At 73.1% G+C, this 17,833-nt stretch carries 16 protein-coding genes; 5 read left to right on the forward strand and 11 right to left on the reverse strand.

The annotated features are described in order from the left end of the window. Positions 1-3: 3 nt before the first annotated feature. On the reverse strand, positions 4-1,263 hold the full coding sequence (locus tag GNZ18_RS13855; RefSeq protein WP_216651276.1) for an MFS transporter: 1,260 nt from the start codon (positions 1,261-1,263) through the stop codon (positions 4-6). A 65-nt stretch (positions 1,264-1,328) separates the two neighbouring features. On the opposite strand from GNZ18_RS13855, the gene GNZ18_RS13860 reads away from it, so the two are divergent. Next, the gene (locus tag GNZ18_RS13860; protein ID WP_214619231.1) at positions 1,329-2,309 is read left to right on the forward strand and encodes a DUF5937 family protein; all 981 of its coding nucleotides are present in this window, start codon (positions 1,329-1,331) and stop codon (positions 2,307-2,309) included. A 52-nt stretch (positions 2,310-2,361) separates the two neighbouring features. Here the strand turns inward: GNZ18_RS13860 and GNZ18_RS13865 are convergent, their stop codons facing one another. The 5 genes from GNZ18_RS13865 to GNZ18_RS13885 all read right to left on the reverse strand — a co-directional run bounded on the left by GNZ18_RS13865 (position 2,362) and on the right by GNZ18_RS13885 (position 8,541). Continuing rightward, positions 2,362-3,456: an ABC transporter ATP-binding protein gene (locus tag GNZ18_RS13865; RefSeq protein WP_156217036.1), complete on the reverse strand. Its 1,095-nt coding sequence runs from the start codon at positions 3,454-3,456 to the stop codon at positions 2,362-2,364. A gap of 107 nt (positions 3,457-3,563) precedes the next feature. Then, entirely contained in the window at positions 3,564-4,649 is a 1,086-nt protein-coding gene (locus GNZ18_RS13870) for an ABC transporter ATP-binding protein (RefSeq protein WP_156216790.1), read from the reverse strand. Continuing rightward, positions 4,649-5,647: an ABC transporter permease gene (locus GNZ18_RS13875; protein ID WP_214619230.1), complete on the reverse strand. Its 999-nt coding sequence runs from the start codon at positions 5,645-5,647 to the stop codon at positions 4,649-4,651. The genes GNZ18_RS13870 and GNZ18_RS13875 overlap by 1 nt, the downstream gene beginning before the upstream one ends. 92 nt (positions 5,648-5,739) lie before the next feature. Then, the gene (locus tag GNZ18_RS13880; RefSeq protein WP_156216791.1) at positions 5,740-7,500 is read right to left on the reverse strand and encodes an ABC transporter substrate-binding protein; all 1,761 of its coding nucleotides are present in this window, start codon (positions 7,498-7,500) and stop codon (positions 5,740-5,742) included. Positions 7,501-7,536: 36 nt separating this feature from the next. Next, complete coding sequence (locus GNZ18_RS13885) at positions 7,537-8,541, reverse strand: ABC transporter permease (protein WP_214619229.1); 1,005 nt, start codon at positions 8,539-8,541, stop codon at positions 7,537-7,539. Positions 8,542-9,789: 1,248 nt separating this feature from the next. On the opposite strand from GNZ18_RS13885, the gene GNZ18_RS13890 reads away from it, so the two are divergent. Next, complete coding sequence (locus GNZ18_RS13890) at positions 9,790-10,749, forward strand: ArsR/SmtB family transcription factor (RefSeq protein ID WP_156216792.1); 960 nt, start codon at positions 9,790-9,792, stop codon at positions 10,747-10,749. A 24-nt stretch (positions 10,750-10,773) separates the two neighbouring features. Here the strand turns inward: GNZ18_RS13890 and GNZ18_RS13895 are convergent, their stop codons facing one another. Together GNZ18_RS13895 and GNZ18_RS13900 are read right to left on the reverse strand one after the other, a co-directional pair. Beyond that, a complete protein-coding gene (locus tag GNZ18_RS13895; RefSeq protein WP_156216793.1) occupies positions 10,774-11,196 on the reverse strand; it encodes a hypothetical protein in 423 nt (140 codons plus the stop codon). Between the two features lie 189 nt (positions 11,197-11,385). Next, on the reverse strand, positions 11,386-12,042 hold the full coding sequence (locus tag GNZ18_RS13900) for an HAD family hydrolase (RefSeq protein ID WP_308166207.1): 657 nt from the start codon (positions 12,040-12,042) through the stop codon (positions 11,386-11,388). 192 nt (positions 12,043-12,234) lie between these two features. Between GNZ18_RS13900 and GNZ18_RS13905 the strand changes: the two genes are divergently transcribed. The 3 genes from GNZ18_RS13905 (at position 12,235) to GNZ18_RS13915 (ending at position 14,393) form a co-directional block, all read left to right on the forward strand. After that, entirely contained in the window at positions 12,235-12,693 is a 459-nt protein-coding gene (locus tag GNZ18_RS13905) for a universal stress protein (protein WP_156216794.1), read from the forward strand. Between the two features lie 200 nt (positions 12,694-12,893). Continuing rightward, complete coding sequence (locus GNZ18_RS13910; protein WP_214619226.1) at positions 12,894-13,736, forward strand: PAC2 family protein; 843 nt, start codon at positions 12,894-12,896, stop codon at positions 13,734-13,736. A 123-nt stretch (positions 13,737-13,859) separates the two neighbouring features. Continuing rightward, positions 13,860-14,393: a TrmH family RNA methyltransferase gene (locus GNZ18_RS13915; RefSeq protein ID WP_312874505.1), complete on the forward strand. Its 534-nt coding sequence runs from the start codon at positions 13,860-13,862 to the stop codon at positions 14,391-14,393. 100 nt (positions 14,394-14,493) lie between these two features. On the opposite strand, the gene mshC is transcribed toward GNZ18_RS13915, so the two are convergent. The 3 genes from mshC to GNZ18_RS13930 all read right to left on the reverse strand — a co-directional run bounded on the left by mshC (position 14,494) and on the right by GNZ18_RS13930 (position 17,777). Next, positions 14,494-15,735 carry a cysteine--1-D-myo-inosityl 2-amino-2-deoxy-alpha-D-glucopyranoside ligase gene (mshC, locus tag GNZ18_RS13920; RefSeq protein ID WP_156216795.1) on the reverse strand — a complete coding sequence of 414 codons (1,242 nt, stop codon included), beginning with the start codon at positions 15,733-15,735 and terminating at the stop codon, positions 14,494-14,496. A gap of 108 nt (positions 15,736-15,843) precedes the next feature. After that, positions 15,844-16,785: an ABC transporter permease gene (locus tag GNZ18_RS13925; protein ID WP_214619223.1), complete on the reverse strand. Its 942-nt coding sequence runs from the start codon at positions 16,783-16,785 to the stop codon at positions 15,844-15,846. Beyond that, on the reverse strand, positions 16,782-17,777 hold the full coding sequence (locus GNZ18_RS13930) for an ABC transporter permease (protein WP_156216796.1): 996 nt from the start codon (positions 17,775-17,777) through the stop codon (positions 16,782-16,784). Before GNZ18_RS13930 ends, GNZ18_RS13925 begins: the two co-directional genes overlap by 4 nt. Positions 17,778-17,833 lie beyond the last annotated feature (56 nt).

Consider the following 17,833-nt stretch of genomic DNA (forward strand, 5'->3'; position numbering starts at 1 on the left):
CGGTCAGGCGGCCTCCGCCGGGACGGGCGCGGACGGCACGCCCGCGGCCCGCCGCAGCGGGCCGCGCAGGCACAGGGCCGTCAGCGACGTCGCGGCGCCCGCGCAGGCCAGGGCCTGCCCCACCGTCAGGACCTCCGCCAGCGCGCCCAGCACCACCGGGCCGGCGCCCTGCAACGTCATCAGGCCCGTCGACAGCAGCCCGAACGCCTGCCCCCGCCCGTCCTCGGGCAGCGCGTCCACGAAGGGCCGCTGGACGCCCAGCTCGTAGGCGAAGCCGCACCCGCACAGCAGCACCAGCGCCGCCGCGGCCGCCAGCGGCAGCGGCAGGGCGAGCGGCAGCAGCGGCAGCCCGAACAGCGCCATCAGCGGCACCGCGAGCCGCTCCCGCGCCGCCGGGCCGAGCAGCCGCCCCCCGGCGAGGTTGCCCAGCAGCATCCCCGCCGCCGAGCACGCCAGCAGCGCCCCCGCCGCCGCGTCCCCGTACCCGCGGACGCCCGCGTAGGGGACGAGGAGGCCCTCGGCGCCCGCCACGAACGCGGGCGGCAGCCACTGCGCCAGCAGCAGCGCCCGCACCGCCGGGTCCGCGAGCAGCCGCCGGTTCCCCGCCCAGCTCTCCCCCACCACCGACCCTCCCCCGGCCCCCGGCGGGGGAGGCAGGTCGGGCAGCCGGAGCCGCACCAGCAGCGCCGCCGCCAGATGCGCGGCCGCCGCGACCAGCAGCGCGTGCCGGGCTCCGGCGGCGGCGACCGCGAGGCCGCCGAACGCCAGCCCGAGCAGCTGCGCCGCCGCCGAGGCCATCGTCATCAGCGACCGGCCCAGCACGTAGGCGTCGCCGTCCAGCACCTCGGCGACCAGCCGGTTCGAGGCGCCCGCGAACACCGGCGTCGCGCACGCCACCACCGCGACCAGCGCCAGCGCCGCCGCCACCGGCATCTCCAGCAGGCCCAGCGCCAGCGCCGCGCCCGCCTCCAGCGCGTAGGCGCCCGCGATCAGCCGGCGCGGCCGGAGCCGGTCGGCGAGGGACCCGAGCAGCGCCCCGCCCACCAGCTGCGGCAGGAACCCGATGCCGTAGGCGACCGCCGCGAGCAGCGGCGACCCCGTCCGGCCGTACACCAGCACCGACAGCGCGATCATCCGCAGCGTGTCCGCCGCGATCGCCAGCGTCCGCGTCCCGAACAGCACCCGGAACCGCGGCTCCGCCAGCGCGTCCCGGTATCCGGCGCGGTGTCCGGCGCGGCCCTCGTCATCCACGTCCCCCGTCACCCGGCCACCCTCGCCGCCCGCCGCCTGCGCCGCGACGTTTACGTCCCCTGGCGTAAGGTCGGGTCGTGATCCGCCTGGAGGCGACCGCCGACGACCTGCTGCACAGCCGGTTCGCGCTGTCGCCGCTGTTCGAGCTGGACGGGCTGCTGCGCGCCCTCACCGGCCTGGGCGAGCGGGCCCTGCCCGGCGCGTGGGCCGAGCGGCTGCGCCCCGGGCTGGACGCGCTGCGCGCCGCGACCGACCTGGACGCCGTCCTCGCCCTCCAGACGGCCCGGTACGGCGCCGCGTTCGTCGCTCCCCCGCCCCGCGGCCTCGCGCAGACGGTCGAGGACGACCTGGCCGCCGTCCGCGCCACCCCGCCGGACGTCGCCCGCCGCGAGATCGCGCACGCGCTGCGGCTGCGCCCCGGCGCCGGGGAGCGGGCCCGCGCCGTCCTGGCCCGCCCCGACGCCCACCTCGCCGTCGCCGACGCGCTGGAGGCCGCCTGGCGGGCGCTGCTGGCCCCCGAGTGGCCGCGGCTGCGCGCCATCTGCGAGCGCGACGTCCTGCACCGCGCCGGGCGGCTCAGCGGCGGCGGCTGGGAGGCCGCCCTCCGCGACCTGCACCCCCGCGTCCGCTGGCGGGAGCGCGGCATCGACCTGCTCGGCCTGCGGCCCGAGGAGACCGTCCCGCTCGGCGGGACCGGCCTGCTGCTGATCCCGTCGGTGTTCGTCTGGCCCGGCATCGCCGCGCACACCGAGGCGCCCTGGCCCTACACCCTCATCTATCCGGCACGCGGCATCTCGGCGCTGTGGGAGCCCGCGCCGCCCGCCGCGCCCGGCGCGCTCGCCGCGCTGCTCGGCCGCACCCGCGCCCGGATCCTGATCGCCCTCGACGAGCCCGCCGGGACCACCCAGCTCGCCCGCGCCCTCGGCGTCGCGCCCGGGGCCGTCGGCGACCACCTCGCCGTCCTGCGCCGCGCCGGGCTCGCCGACCGCGCCCGCGCCGGACGCGCCGTCCTCTACCACCGCACGCCCCTCGGCGACGCGCTCGCCCGCACCCCCTGAACAGCCGAGGACCCGGCCCGGAAGGGCCGGGTCCTCGCGCGAGGTGAACGGGTCAGGCCTCGGGAGCGGACTCCTCCGCCGGCGCGGCGCCGGCCGCCGGGGCGACCGCGGCGCGGGCGACCTCGTCGGTCGCGCTCACCGTCGTGTTCTCCGGGAAGTGGCACGCGGCCTGGTGCCCCGGGCTCAGCTCCACCAGCGGCGGCTCGACCTGCTTGCAGATGTCCTGCGCCTTCCAGCAGCGCGTGTGGAACCGGCACGCGGGCGGCGGGTCCAGCGGGCTCGGGACGTCGCCCTGCAGCCGGATCCGCTGCCGGTCGCCCCGCTCGCTCGGGTCGGGGATCGGCACCGCCGACAGCAGCGCGTTGGTGTAGGGGTGCATCGGGCGCTCGTACAGGTCCGCGCGGTCCGCCAGCTCGACGATCTTGCCGAGGTACATGACCGCGACCCGGTCGGAGATGTGCCGCACCACCGACAGGTCGTGCGCGATCACCACGTAGGTGAGGTCGAGCTCGTCCTGCAGGTCCTCCAGCAGGTTCACCACCTGCGCCTGCACCGACACGTCCAGCGCCGACACCGGCTCGTCCGCGACGATCAGCTTCGGCTTCAGCGCGAGCGTGCGGGCGATGCCGATGCGCTGCCGCTGCCCGCCGGAGAACTCGTGCGGGTACCGGTTGTAGTGCTCGGGGTTCAGCCCGACCAGCTCCAGGATCTCCTGGACGGCCTTCTTCACGCCCTGCTTGGCCTCGATGTTCTGCAGCCGGAACGGCGCCCCGACGATCGCGCCGACCGTCTTGCGCGGGTTCAGCGACGAGTACGGGTCCTGGAAGATCATCTGGAGGTCGCGGCGGAGCGGCCGCAGCCGCCCCTGGGACATCTTCGTGATGTCCTCGCCCTCGAAGGTGATCTTCCCGAAGCTCGGGTCCAGCAGCCGCATGATCATCCGGCCGGTGGTGGACTTCCCGCAGCCCGACTCGCCCACCAGCCCCAGCGTCTCGCCCTTGCGGACCGAGAACGACACGCCGTCGACGGCCTTCACCGCCGCGACCTGCCGGCGCAGCAGCCCCGCCGTGACCGGGAAGTGCTTGCCGAGGTTGTCCACCTCCAGCAGCGGCTCGCCGTCGCGCGCCGGACGCGCCTCCTTGGCCAGGGACGGAGCCGTGCCGGACGCGGCGCCGGGCCCCTGCTCGGCGGTCTCCACCGGGGTGTCCGCCGCGGTCTTCTCAGTGCTCACAGTCTCGTTCCCACCCGTGCTCGTCACAGCTTCGGCCGGATCTCGGAGTCCCAGATCTCCCGCCGCTTCTCCAGCGAGAGATGGCAGGCCGCCTTGTGGCCCGGCTCGACCTCCAGCAGCTCGGGCCGCTCGGTCGTGCTCTTGCCGCCCGTCAGGTCACAGTAGGCGCAGCGCGGGTTGAACGCGCACCCCTCCGGGACGTTGATCAGGCTCGGCGGCGTCCCCTTGATCGGCATCAGCCGCTCGCTGCGCTCGCGGTCCAGCCGCGGCATCGACCCGAGCAGCCCCCACGTGTAGGGGTGCAGCGGGCGGTGGAAGGCGTCCTCCACCGAGGCGTACTCGGCGCAGCGGCCCGCGTACATCACGAGGATGTCGTCCGACAGCTCGGCGACCACCCCCAGGTCGTGGGTGATCATGATGATCGCGGAGTTGAACTCCTGTTGCAGGTCCCGGATCAGGTCCAGGATCTGCGCCTGTACCGTCACGTCCAGCGCGGTCGTGGGCTCGTCGGCGATCAGCAGCTCCGGGTCGCACGACAGCGCCATCGCGATCATCGCGCGCTGCCGCATGCCGCCCGAGAACTGGTGCGGGTAGTCGTCCACCCGCTGGTCGGGCTTGGGGATCCCGACCCGTCCGAGCATGTCGATGGCGTGCTTGCGCGCCACCTGCTTGGACACGTCGTTGTGCACCCGGTAGGCCTCGATGATCTGCTTGCCCACCGTGTAGAACGGGTGCATCGACGACAGCGGGTCCTGGAAGATCATCGACATCTTCCGGCCGCGCAGCCGGCGGACCTCGTTCTGGGACGCGCCGACCAGCTCCGTCCCGTCCAGCCAGATCTCGCCGGAGACGTTCGCGTTGCCCCGGTTGTGGAGCCCGAGGATCCCGAGGCTGGTCACGCTCTTGCCCGAGCCGGACTCGCCCACGATCCCGAGCGTGCTGCCCCGCTCCAGCTTGAACGACAACCCGTCCACCGACTTCACCAGGCCGTCGTCGGTCGGGAAGTGGATCTTCAGGTCGCGCACCTCAAGGAACGCGGTGGGCGCGCCGCGCCCGGCGGCGGTCTCGCCGGTGTCGTTCACCAGCTCGGCCTGTCGCTTGCGTGCCATCAGTTGTGCCTCACCCTCGGGTCGATGACGCCGTACAGGATGTCCACGACGAGGTTGGCGAGCACGATGAACAGCGCCGCGGTCATCGTGGCACCGAGCACGACCGGCAGGTCGCTCTGGTTCACCCCGTCCAGCGCGAGCTGGCCGAGGCCGGGAATCGAGAACGTCTTCTCCGTGATGATCGCGCCGCCGAGCACCAGCCCGACGTCCAGGCCGAACACCGTCATGATCGGCGTCAGCGAGGCGCGCAGGCCGTGCTTGAGCACCACCGTCTTCTCCGGCAGCCCCTTGGCGCGGGCCGTGCGGATGAAGTCCTCGTTCATCGTCTCCAGCATGCCCGCTCGCGTCAGCCGCGCGTACATCGCCGCGTAAAGGAACGCCAGGCAGATCCATGGCAGCAGCAGGTTGAACGGGTTGTCGCTCGGCCCGCTGTAGTTCACCGCGGGCAGGATCTCCCACCGGTGGACGATGAACGCCAGCGACAGCAGGCCCGTGAAGAAGATCGGCAGGGACACGCCCGCGAGGGCCACCCCCATCGCCGCCCGGTCGAAGATCGTCCCTCGGCGCAGCGCGGACAGGATGCCGATCGACACCCCCGCCACCAGCCACAGCACGGCCGCACCCGCGGTGATCATGAACGTGACCGGCGCGCGGTCCACGAGCTGGTCGGTCACCGACTGGTTGGTGCGGAAGGAGTAGCCGAGGCACGGCGCCGGGCAGTCGATCTTCTCGGTGCCCGTGTCGTAGGTGTCGCCGACGACGATCGCCTTGATGAACTTCCCGTACTGCACCGGGACCGGGTCATCGAGCCCGAACCGGTCCTTGATGGCCGCGAGGGTCGCCGCGTCCGGCTGTTTGCCGGCGAAGCGGCCCGCGATGTCGTCGGTGGTGACACCGGCGGCGCGGGGCACAAGGAAGAAGATGGCGAACGTCACCGCGCTGATGATGAGGAGCAACCCCACCGCGCCGAACAGGCGGCGAACAATGAATGCGACCACAGTCTCCGGCCCAGGCGGTCGCCGGGGGATCCCCCCGGCGACCGCCCTATGCCTTCACCTGCCTTCTCTCAGGTAGCTCGGGAACCGTGCGCTCAGCCGGTGACGCCGAGGTTGGCGTAGTCGTACATGCCGTAGCCCGCGTGGAAGTAGACGTTCGTCAGGTTCGTCGGGCGGTAGAGCAGCGACTTGGCGTACACGTTCGGCAGGATCGCGGCCTGCTCACGGATCCGCGCGTCGATCTGGTTGTAGATCTTCGCACGCTGCGCCGGGTCCTGGACCGCGACGACGTCGTCCCACATCTTGTTGACCTGCGGGTCGTCCAGCTCCTCGGCGTTGGCGTTGCCGGTGGGGACGATCGCGTCGACGTCGGAGACGGGCTGGAGGTAGCCGTAGCCGGTGTTCCAGTCCGGGGCCCAGCCGTAGGTCCCGAGGCCGATCTTCTCCTTGGCCATGAACTTCGGCGCGCCGAGCTGCTCGTTGGTGTAGGTGCCCGACGGGTAGCCCTTGAGGTTGAGCTTGATGTTGACCTTGGCGAGGGACTGCTGGAGCGCCTCGGCGGTCGCCTTCTCCTTCGGCCGGTCGCTCCGGAAGATCATGTTCGTGGAGAAGCCGCCCGGCTTGCCGCACTTGGCGAGCGAGGCCTTGGCCTGCGCCTGGTCGCCGGTGTAGGTCGGGTCCGCCTTCGTGTAGAAGTCGGTGCCCTTCTCGCGGCCCTGGACCGCCGGCGGCTGGATGGAGGTCGAGACCTGGCCGCCGACCTCACCGCCGTAGGCCCGGTACATCGCCGAGCGGTCGGCCGCGTACACGATCGCCTTGCGGCACTCGATGTTCGGGATGTTCTTGGTGTTGAGCGGGATGTACCAGTGGAAGCCGGCGAGCGGGTTGTCGGAGTTCGCCTTGAGCTTGGGGTTGGTCAGGATCTGCTGCCGCGCGGCGGCCTGCACACCCGAGCCGGGGAGGTCGATCTGGACGGTGCCGGCCTGCAGGCGGCTGTCGATCTCCTCGGCCTTCAGCCCCGACTGGACCTCGATCTTGTCGGGCAGCTGCTTGCGGTTCGGGTCGGTCGCCGGGTCCCAGTTGGTGTTGCGGACCCAGGTGCCGCCCTTCTTCGGCGTGTAGTCGCCCTGCAGCTTGTACGGGCCGGTCGAGACCGGGTGCATGCCGTAGCGGACGCCGGTGTCCTTGGCGGCCGGGACCGGCGCGGTCTGCCCGGAGAAGCCGACGACCTGGTCGAACTCGCTGAAGGCGGACTTCAGGTTGAACACGACGGTGTAGTCGTCGGGCGTGGAGACGCCCTTGAAGTTGTCGAGGTTCTTGTCCTTGAACGGGCCGTCGTACTTGCCGCCGACGTCCAGCAGCTGCGGGAAGTAGGAGGGGCCGTTGTGCAGGACGCTGCGGTCGAAGGTGCGCGCGACCGCGTACTTGATGTCCTTGGCCTTGACCTCGGTGCCGTCCTCGTACTTGACGCCGCGCTTGAGCTTGTACGTCCAGGTCTTGCTGCCGTTGGACGCGGTGCCCGGCGCCTCCGCGAGGTCGGGGACCATCTTGGAGCCCTCAAGACCCGGCTTGGAGTTGTAGGTCATCAGCGACCGGGAGAAGATCCGGACGAAGTTCAGCCCGTAGGCGTAGTAGATGTTCGCGGGGTCCAGCGACTCGAAGTCGTCCGGCTGCGCGAACTTCAGCACGCCGCCCTTGTGGTCGGAGACGTTGACGACCGCCGTGGAGCCGGCGTCGAACTTGGCGCCGTTGCCGCCGCCGCCTCCGTCGTCGTCACCGCCGCCACAGGCCGACAGCCCGAGGCCCAGGACGACGATCCCCGCCGCCGTACTGGTCACCACCTTGGGAGATTTCATCAGTTCCCTTTCGCTAATACCGGACGTTCGCCGGGGTCATCGGGCCCGTGGGTCCAGGGCGTCGCGCAGACCGTCGCCGAGCAGGTTGAAGGCCAGGACGGTGACGAAGATGGCGAGACCGGGGACGATCACGAAGTGAGGGGCGACCGAGTACAGCTCGGTGGCCTGCGACAGCATCCCGCCCCACGAGGGGTCGGGCGGGTTGATGCCGACACCGAGGAACGACAGCGCGGCCTCGAAGAGGATGTTGGTCGGGATCAGCAGGGTGGAGTACACCAGGATCGGCGCGACCAGGTTGGGCAGGATCTCCTTGAACAGGATGTAGGAGTTGCGCGCGCCCATGCTGCGCGCGGCGTCGACGAACTCGCGCTCGCGCAGCGACAAGGTCTGCCCGCGGATGATCCGGCCGATGTAGGGCCAGTTGAAGAACCCGATGATGAACACCAGGATCGCGATCCGCAGGTTGTTGCCTTCCAACCCCCACAGGCCCGGGGGGATCACGCCCACCAGCGAGATCGCGAACAGCACCAGGGGGAAGGCCAGGAAGACGTCCATCGTGCGGGCGATCAGGGTGTCGACCCACCCGCCGAAGTAGCCCGCGGTGATGCCCATCACGGTGCCGATCACGACCGACACCAGCGTGGCGAGCACGCCGATGAGCAGGGAGACCCGCGCCCCGTACAGGACGCGGCTGAAAAGGTCGCGCCCGTTGATGGGCTCGACGCCGAAGATGTGGTCGCCGCTCATGCCGCCCCACGGCTTGGTGGGGCCGCCCAGCGTCGCGTCCACCAGGTTCTGGTGGAACTCGTTGGGGGGGCTGCCGAGCCAGCCGACGACCAGGCCGGTGACGCCCGGAAGCGACAACACGATCAGGAACAGCACGACGATCCCGCCGCTGATGGCGACCTTGTCGCGCTTGAGCCGCATCCAGGCGATCTGGCCGAGGGAACGACCCTGGATCGCCTTGCGGTCGACGCCCGCAAGGACGGCCTCCGGCTGGGCCTCGCCCTCCGCTCCGGAAACCTCGATCGGTGCGGTCACGCTCCGTACCTCCTACCCCTTCGGGCCACACTGCCACCGGCGCACGCGCCCGGGAGGCCGCGAAGATCGTCCGCTGCCTCCGTGCCCGTTACGCCGCGTTTGCTGAAGGGAAACGTAGTCCTTCGGGCACGACTGTCCATCCGTGAGGCGACCTTCGCCAGTACCCGTATCTGACTTGTGATCTCGTCGTCATCTGGGGCACACGTGTCCACGCATCACTCCGGACAAATCGCCCGAATAGTACGTTCACCGGCACCCCTGACGGCAACCCGAACCCGGTCTAGACCGGCAAGCTTTACCGTACCGAGTCCGTTCCGAGATCGAACCTCCGCAGGTCACGCGGTCCGACATGACGGGCGGTCAGACTCGCGGCCGTCCCGGCCGCGCTCTCCCGCCACTCTCGCCACTCGGGCCCCGGCGCTCCCTCCGGCGGCCGGCCGCACCCGCGTTCGCACGCGCGGGCGGCCCCGCGCCCGGTTTCGGACCCCCGTGATCGGCGGGCCGCTCCGGCGCGGCGTCCCCTCCCTTCCCGACTTCCTGCGGACGGCGCGCGGGTCCGCCTCCGGGCCCCGTCGGCCCGCTCCGGGGACACGTCCCCGGCGACCACGTTCCGTCACTGATCATCTTCTGCCGCCCCCACCGTAACCCGTTCCGGAGGCGCCTCCGCCCCGGGGGCGCGGAGCGGAGGACGTCCGCCGCGCGACGAGACGCCGTCTCACCCCTGGGCCCGGGGGCGGACGCCCTGACCGGGCACCGGGCGGTTTGTTTCCCCACGCCCCGTCATTCGAGCGCGGGTCCGAAAACGGAGGCCACCCACGGGCCCAGCGGGAATTCGGCGCGGAATTTCATGTGATTCGCATCACATTGATGGCCTTCGTTCGCATTTTCTATCGTGCAGAGGTGCCCAGTTCAGGCCGCCGCTCCGCGGCTTCCAGCGTGTTATCGGAATAACTCATCACAGAGCGTCAGGTCGCTTCTGCGGGGGCGGGGCGACGCCGCTCGCCGATCGCCGGTGGTCCGTTCCATGGCCGCTCCCGCCGAGGGAGACGGCCATGGCCACCCAGCGTGACCCTTGCCAGGAACGATTCACACCGCTGCTTTCCATCGCCCGTAACCGATCTCGTGGGTGCTTTTCCTCGACGGGGTGAGCCCGGCGCCGCCGCGCCCGGGCGCCGGTGCCGTTCCGGCCCGGAATCGGCTCGGGTGAAATCGACGAACCGCCAATCCAGAGGGCGACGGGGGATCCGAATGCTCCGGCTGAAGGTGAATATCGACGATGTGGCCCGCATGCGCTTCGCCCGGGCTCCGGCTCCGCTCATGGAGGTCTACGCGGGTGTCCGCGTGTGGAAGGCGACACGGCGCGCGGGGCGGGTGGGCGCCGGGGCCCGGCGCGCCATCGACCGCTTCCCCTCCTCCGCGCGTCCGCTGCTCGACCTGATCCCCTCGACCGGGCCGGGGCCCGCGTTCGTCGCGCCGATCGAGCCCGACCTGCCCGCGGCGCTCGGGGACGTGCGCGACGCCCTGGCCCGCGGCGCCGCCCGCGAGCTGGAGCCGGTGCTGCGGGACGGGCGCGACTCCGAGTGGCTGCGGGCCCTCACCGCGGGGCGCCCCGGCGCGGCGGACCGCCTGGTGCGGGCGCTGGAGTCCTGCTTCGTCGCGTGCCTGCTCCCCCACTGGAGCGGCGTGCTCGCCGCGTTCGACGCCGAGGCCGCGCGCTTCGGGGAGACGCTGCTGCACCACGGCGCCGCGTCCGCGATCGACCGGCTGAGCCCGCTGGTGCGCTGGCGGGGCGGCGCGGTGGAGGTGCGCGGCGCCGCGGACGCGGAGATCACGCCGGGCGGCGGCGGGCTGGTGCTGCTGCCGCTGGCGTTCTGGGACGGCGACCCGCTCGTGCGCGGCCTGAGCGACGGGACGGTGCTGGTCGCCTACGCGGCCCCCGAGACCCGCCCGAAGCCGTCCGCGCGCGTGGGCGGCGACGACGAGGACGCGCTCGCGGGGCTGGTCGGGCAGACCCGGGCCGGGATCCTGCGGGCGCTGCCGGAGCCGTGCGGCACCTCCGAGCTGGCCGTGCGCATCGGGATGAGCGTCTCGGTGACCTCCGAGCACGCCAAGATCCTGCGTCGCGCCGGGCTGATCACGAGCGTCCGGCACGGGCGCCACGTCCGGCACGCGCTCACCTCGCTCGGCCGCACGATCGCGGCCCCCTGAACCCCCTGCGGGGGCCGGGGGACGCTACTGGATGCCCCGGTTCTTGAGGATCTGCTCGATCTCCAGGAGGTCGGGGTCGCCCGCGGCGGCCTGGCCGACCTCGCCCTTGGGGGCCTTCCCCTTCCGCTTGGCGGCCTTGCGCCCGCCGCCGCCGGCGGCGGCGGGCCTCTCCTCGCCGTCGGCCCGGCGGCCGAGCATCACGCCGGACGTCAGGTACAGCAGGACGGCCACGCCGGTCAGCGCCACCCCCGCCCACTTCACCGGGCTGAAGGCCAGGTCGACGAAGAACTCGGTGACGCCGGTCATGGCCGCGGCGAGCGGCACCAGCGACCACGCGGCGCCGCGCAGCGCGGCGCCGGCCCCGCGCCGGCCGTAGAGCCCCCAACTGATGACGAGCCCGAGCACGGTCACTCCCAGGCTGATCGCGAAGATGGCCGCGTCACTCATCTCTGCCTCGCATTCCCCGCGTCCTTCCCTTCATCGTCACATGCCGGCGGCCGTTTGCGCTCCTCCTGCCGGACGGTTCCGGCGCCGCGTCCTCATACCTGCGCGTGACACGGCGATGGAACGGCGGGCGGCGTCCCGGCCCCGGACCCGGGACCCGGGAGTGAGGCGCGGGGCCGGGGCGCCGACCGGTCAGCCCACCAGGGACGACAGGCGCTCGGGGGTCAGCTCGCGCAGGGACCCGACCACGGTGCGGCCCGGCGCGGGCGGGATCGGCAGGACGCTGGGCACCGCGACCGTCACGCAGCCCGCCGCCTCGGCCGCCGCGACGCCGTTCGGGGAGTCCTCCAGGACCACGCACCGGCGCGGCTCCGCGCGGAGCCGGGCGGCGGCCGTCAGGTAGGGCTCGGGATCGGGCTTGGTGCGCGACACCTCGTCGCCCGCCACGCTCAGCGCGAAGTACTCGCGGCCGACGGCGTCCAGCACCGGCTCGATGAGCCGGCGGTGGCTGGAGGACACCAGCGCGGTGGCCACGCCCGCCTCGCGCAGCCCGGTCAGCAGCTCCTTGGCGCCGGGCATCAGCGGGACGGCGGCGCTGAGCCGCTCGACCATGCCGTCCAGCATCCGCCGCCCGATCTCCGCGCGCGGCTCCGGCGACCCCGTCAGCTCCAGCATGTAGTCGACGGCGATGGCGAGCGAGCCGCCGACCAGCCGCTCCTGGTGCGCCGGGGTCCACGTCCCGCCGAGCCAGGCCATCACCTCCGACTCGACCTCGAACCAGACGCGCTCGGAATCGATCAGTAGGCCGTCCATGTCGAACAGGACTGCCTGAGGCCCCCCACGGGTCACGGTGCTCCCTCTGCGTTGAACGGTGCTTATGTGTTGAAAGTACCTGGATGACCGGACGAGGAGATGGCCGGGAGGCGTCCGCGCCGACCGCGAACGGTGACGGAAGGGCCACCGGACCGGTACGGTGCCCGGAAGCTACCAACGGGTAGGCCCCCGGCGACGGGAGGCCCCCTGGAGATGAGAGGGAGCGGCATGAGCGGTTACCGCGTCATCCTGGTCGGCACCGACGGCTCGGACTCCTCGTTCGGCGCCGTCGACCGCGCGGCGGAGCTGGCCGCCGCCACCGGCGCCACGCTGCTGCTCGCCACCGCCTACGCCCCGATGTCCGAGCGGGAGCGGGCGAGCGCCGCCGAGCAGCTCGGCGACCTCGCCTACAAGGTGCAGGGCTCCACCCCCGCCGACGACGCGCTCCGCGCCGCGCGCGGGCGGGCCGTCGCCGCGGGCGCCACCGACATCGACCAGGCCGCCGTCGCGGGCGAGGCCGTCGAGGTGATCTCGCGCCTGGCCAGGGAGCGCACGGCGGACCTCGTGGTGGTCGGCAACCGGGGGCTGGGCACCCTCGCCGGACGCATCCTCGGCTCGGTCCCGGCGAGCCTGTCGCACCGCGCGCCGTGCGACGTCCTGATCGTCCACACGACCCGCGGCAGGTGACGCGGACCACCGGCGGCGGGTGACACGATCGTGACCCGGGTTCCGCCTCCGGCGTACAGGCGCGGGGTCTGGGCCCGGAAGGGTGGGGTAGGTCACTGTCAGGACGTAGGCTGACAGCCACCGATCATGAGCGGGACCCCCGGCCCCGGGAATGACGGCCCCCGCGGTGACGCTGTACCGACGTCGGAAGGAGGCAGCGCGTGGTCGAGCTCGAAAGCGTTCCGGAACTCGTCGATCCGGTGCTCGTGGCCGCTTTTGAGGGGTGGAACGACGCCGGCGAGGCCGCGAGCGGGGTGATCCAGCACCTGGAGTCCACATGGGAGGCCGTCCCGATCGCCGAACTCGATCCCGACGACTACTACGACTTCCAGGTCACCCGCCCGATCGTCGAGATGATCGACGGTGAGACCCGCGGCATCACCTGGCCCACCACCCGCATCTCCTGGGCGCGGCTCCCCAACGGCCGCGACGTGGTGCTCGTGCACGGCATCGAGCCGAACATGCGCTGGCGCTCGTTCTGCCGGGAGCTGGTCGGGCTGATGCTGGAGCTGGACATCCGCAACGTCGTCCTGCTGGGCGCGCTGCTCGCCGACGCCCCCCACACCCGTCCGGTGCCGGTCACCGGCGCCGCGTCCGAGGCGGGCCTGGTCAACACCCTGCACCTGGAACCCGCCCGCTACGAGGGCCCCACCGGGATCCTCGGCGTCCTGCAGGACGCGTGCGCCAAGGCCGACCTCGACACCGTGTCGCTGTGGGCGGCGGTCCCCCACTACGTGGCGCAGCCCCCCTCCCCCAAGGCGACGCTGGCGCTGCTGCGCCGCGTGGAGGACCTGCTGGACGTCACCGTCCCCCTCGGCGAGCTGCCCGAGGAGGCGCGGGCCTGGGAGAACGGCGTCAACGAGCTCGCCGAGGAGGACTCCGAGGTCGCCGAGTACGTCCGCACGCTGGAGGAGCAGAAGGACGCCACCGAGCTGCCCGAGGCGAGCGGCGACGCGATCGCCCGCGAGTTCGAGCGCTACCTCCGCCGCCGCGACCCCGGATAGCCGGCATGGTTAGACTGATCACCCGACGCCCCCGGTGATGGCCCGCGCAGGCCGCGAACTGCGCACGAGCATGACCTCGACGACGATTCTCCGACGTGTGGAGGGCGGCACCGCCCGCGGGCGGTGACCCGCGGCGGCGCGTCGCCCGCGATTCGGGTCAGGCGCCCCCGCGAGCTGCGGCGGCAGCGCAGGCCCCGCGCGCACTCCTGCTGGGACCACCTCATCGCCGCCCCGCTGTGGCCGCTGCACGGCGCGAACCTCGGGACGCTGCTGCGCACCTGCGACGCCGTCGGCGCCTGCCTCGCCGTCCCCCGCCTCCCCTGGGTGCCGGACGCGCTCGAACGCGGGAACACCCTCCGCCGCCCGTCCTGCGTGCACTGGGTGAACGAGCCGCTCGGCTGGCTGGAGCGGCAGCGGGAGGCCGGTTCCCGCGTCGTCGGCGTCGAACTCGCCGACGAGGCGGTCCGGCTCGCCGACCTGCCCCCGGCGCGGGTGAGGACCGTCGCCGTCCTCGGCCACGAGCGGCACGGGATCCCCGGCGAGGCGCTGGACCTGCTCGACCTCGCCGTGGAGATCCCGATGGTGGGGGGCGGGAGCAGCCTGAACGTCGCCGTCGCCGGGTCGCTGGTCCTCTACCGGCTGGCGGGCCTGCTCTGAACGGCCGGTGATCCGACCGGGACCGGACGGAAGGAGCATGGGGACGCGGGCGTGCGCCGGCACGCCCGCGGACCGGGACTGCTCCGTGCCGGGGCGAGGGTCAGAGTGCGACGCCGAGCAGGGCGTCCGCCACCGCGCCGACCTGGGCGGGCGCCGACGCGGACCCCCCGCCCGTGCCGAGGGCCGCGTCGGCCCAGGCGTCCACGGCCGCCAGCGCGGCCGGGGCGTCGAGGTCGTCGGCCAGGGCGGCGCGCACGGCGGCCGCGACGGGCGCCGCGTCCGGGGCCGCCGGGAGCGCCGCGGCGGCGCGCCAGCGCGCGAGGCGGGCGGACGCCGCGTCCAGCTCGGCGCGGGTCCACTCCCAGTCGGAGCGGTAGTGGTGGGCCAGCAGCGCCAGCCGGATCGCCATCGGGTCGGTGCCCGCCTCCCGGAGCGCCGACACGAACACCAGGTTGCCGCGCGACTTGGACATCTTCTCGCCGTCCAGCCCGACCATGCCCGCGTGGACGTAGGAGTGGGCGTGCGGGCGCTCGCCGGTCGCGACCTGCGCGTGCGAGGCGCTCATCTCGTGGTGCGGGAACGCCAGGTCCGAGCCGCCGCCCTCCACGTCGAACGCCATCCCGAGGTACTCCACCGAGATCGCCGAGCACTCCACGTGCCAGCCGGGGCGGCCCTCCCCGAACGGCGACTCCCAGCCGGGCTCGCCGGGGCGCCGCGCCATCCACAGCAGCGGGTCGAGCGGGTCGCGCTTGCCGGGCCGGTCCGGGTCGCCGCCGCGCTCGGCGAACAGCGGCGCCATCTCCGCGCGGCTCAGGCGGCTGACCGCCCCGAAGTCGGGGTCGGCGCCGATGGGGAAGTAGATGTCGCCGCCGACCTCGTAGGCGGCGTCCTTGGCGCGCAGCTTCTCGATCATCTCGACGATCATCGGGATCGCCTCGACCGCGCCGATGTACTGGTCGGGCGGCAGCACGCGCAGCGCCGCCATGTCGGCGCGGAACAGCTCGATCTCCCGGTCGGCGAGCGCCCGCCAGTCCTCCCCGGTCTGCTGGGCACGTTCCAGCAGCGGGTCGTCCACGTCCGTCGTGTTCTGGACGTAGTGGACGCGGTGGCCGAGGTCGCGCCACACCCGGTTCACGAGGTCGAAGGCGAGATAGGTGTTGGCGTGGCCGATGTGCGTCGCGTCGTAGGGGGTGATGCCGCACACGTACATGCGGGCGGTGGCGCCGGGCTCCACCGGGCGCGCCGTGCCCGTCCCCGTGTCGTGCAGGCGCAGCGGCCGCGTCGCGGCGGGCAGCCCCGCGTCGGAGAGATGAGGGACATCGGAGGCGTGCCACGATCGCATACCGAAAGCTTATCCATGCGCGGTCGACGGGATTACTCCGAGATCACCCCTACTGCCCCGGTGTGTCCGCTCGATCGGCGGACCCGCCGGTCAGGGCGCCGCGACGGGTCAGCCCGACCGGACGCGCGGGTCCAGGAGCGAGTACCCGACGTCCACGGCGAGGTTGGCGAGCGTCACGAACAGCGTCACCACCAGCGTCACCCCGATGATCACCGGGGTGTCGCCGAGCGCGATCGACTGGTAGACGAGCTGGCCGACGCCCTGGAGGCCGAACACCTTCTCGGTGACGATCGTGGAGCCGACCAGCGCGCCGAGGTCGACGCCGAGCTGGGTGACGACCGGCGTCAGCGCCGCGCGCAGCCCGTGCCGGTAGACCACCCGCCGCCGCGTCAGCCCCTTCGCCTTCGCCGTGCGGACGTAGTCCTCGCCGAGGACGTCCAGCAGCGCCCCGCGCGTGAGGCGCGTGTAGGCGGCGACCATCAGGAACGCGAGCGCGACCCACGGCAGGACCATCCGCCGCAGGAAGTGCTCCTGGAGCGGCGGGCCCGCCTCGAAGGGGCCCGAGCCCCCGCCGATCCCGCCGGCGAACAGGTACAGCAGCGCCAGCGCCATCACGAACGGCGGCGTGGACAGCCCGAGCAGCACCAGCACCGTCGCCGCGCGGTCCCACAGGCTCCGCGCCCGGGTCGCGCTGAGCACGCCCGCGACGACGCCGCCCCCGCACGCCAGGAGCCCCGCGCCGAGGACGAGCCACAGCGTCGTCGGCAGCCGGTCGCCGATCAGCCGCGCCACCGGGACGCCGTTGACGTAGGAGTCGCCGAGGTCCCCCCCGGCCAGCCGCCGCAGGAACCGCCAGTACTGGACGAGGACGGGCTGGTCCAGCCCGAGGTTGCGGCGGATCTGGGCCAGCGTGTCGGCGGTCGCGCGCGGGCCGCCGATCACCCGCTCCACCGGGATCGGCGACACGTGCAGGAACACGAACACCAGCGTGGAGACGAGCCACAGCACGATCACCGCGTACAGCAGGCGGCGGAGGAGGAACCGCGTCACCGCCGCAGCTCCCCCCGCCGGACGGGGGACCGCTCAGCGCGCGGGTCGAGGGCGTCGCGGACGCCCTCGCCGACCAGGTTGAACGACAGCGTGGTCAGCAGCAGCAGGACGCCGGGCACCGCCAGCAGCCACCACGCGGTCTGGAACACCTCGCCGCCCTCGCCGAGCATCGACCCCCAGCTCGGCATCGGCGGCCGGACCCCGACGCCGAGGAAGGACAGCGTCGCCTCGAACACGATCGAGGCGGGGACCAGCAGCGAGGTCAGCACCGTGATCTGCGCGGCGAGGTTCGGCAGCACGTCCACGATCATGATCCGGGCGTCGGACGCGCCGAGCGAGCGGGCCGCCTCGATGAACTCCGCGCGCCGCAGCGACAGCACCTGGCCCCGGATGACCCGGCCGAACGCCGCGAACGAGAAGAACGCGATCACCAGCACGGTCATCGTCAGGCTCGCGCCGACCGAGGAGATCTGGAACGTCGTCGCCAGCGTGATCGCGACCAGCAGGTAGGGCAGCGCGAGCGTCATGTCCATCAGCCGCGCCAGCAGCGTGTCGAGGACGCCGCCGACATAGCCCGCGAGCATCCCCGCGAACGTCCCGGCCAGCGAGGCGAGCAGCGCCGCGAGGACGCCGACGAGCAGCGAGATCCGCGCGCCGTAGGCGGCGCGGACGAACACGTCCCGGCCGAGCTGGTCGGCGCCGAGCCAGAACTCCGCGCCGGGCCCGCGCGGCTGCCCGTTCGCGTCCAGGCCGGTCTCCGGGAACGTCGCGCCGTAGGGGTGGCCGCTCCAGCGGGCCCACAGCGGCGCCAGCACCGCGAACAGGGTGATGAGCCCGATCAGGGCCAGCGCGGCGACGGCGGCCCGGTCGCGGCGGAAGCGCGCCCACGCGAGCTGGGCCGGGGACCGGCCCCGCACCCGCCGTGACCCGCCGTGCGGAACGGCGACCGCCGCGCCCGCCGCCGAACCCGCCGCCGCGCGCCCCCAAGCCATCCCGGACTCCCCCGCAACCGAAGATCGCGATAGGTAGTCAAGCTAGCACCGACCGT

The sequence above is a fragment of the Actinomadura litoris genome (assembly GCF_009733595.1).
Taxonomy (GTDB): Bacteria; Actinomycetota; Actinomycetes; order Streptosporangiales; family Streptosporangiaceae; genus Spirillospora; species Spirillospora litoris.

Coding starts and splice junctions, on each gene's coding strand:
- GNZ18_RS13870 (WP_156216790.1), bottom strand. CDS start 4,649: ATGGCACGCAAGCGACAGGCCGAGCTGGTGAACGACACCGGCGAGACC.
- GNZ18_RS13880 (WP_156216791.1), bottom strand. CDS start 7,500: ATGAAATCTCCCAAGGTGGTGACCAGTACGGCGGCGGGGATCGTCGTC.
- GNZ18_RS13890 (WP_156216792.1), top strand. CDS start 9,790: ATGCTCCGGCTGAAGGTGAATATCGACGATGTGGCCCGCATGCGCTTC.
- GNZ18_RS13895 (WP_156216793.1), bottom strand. CDS start 11,196: ATGAGTGACGCGGCCATCTTCGCGATCAGCCTGGGAGTGACCGTGCTC.
- GNZ18_RS13905 (WP_156216794.1), top strand. CDS start 12,235: ATGAGCGGTTACCGCGTCATCCTGGTCGGCACCGACGGCTCGGACTCC.
- mshC (WP_156216795.1), bottom strand. CDS start 15,735: ATGCGATCGTGGCACGCCTCCGATGTCCCTCATCTCTCCGACGCGGGG.
- GNZ18_RS13930 (WP_156216796.1), bottom strand. CDS start 17,777: ATGGCTTGGGGGCGCGCGGCGGCGGGTTCGGCGGCGGGCGCGGCGGTC.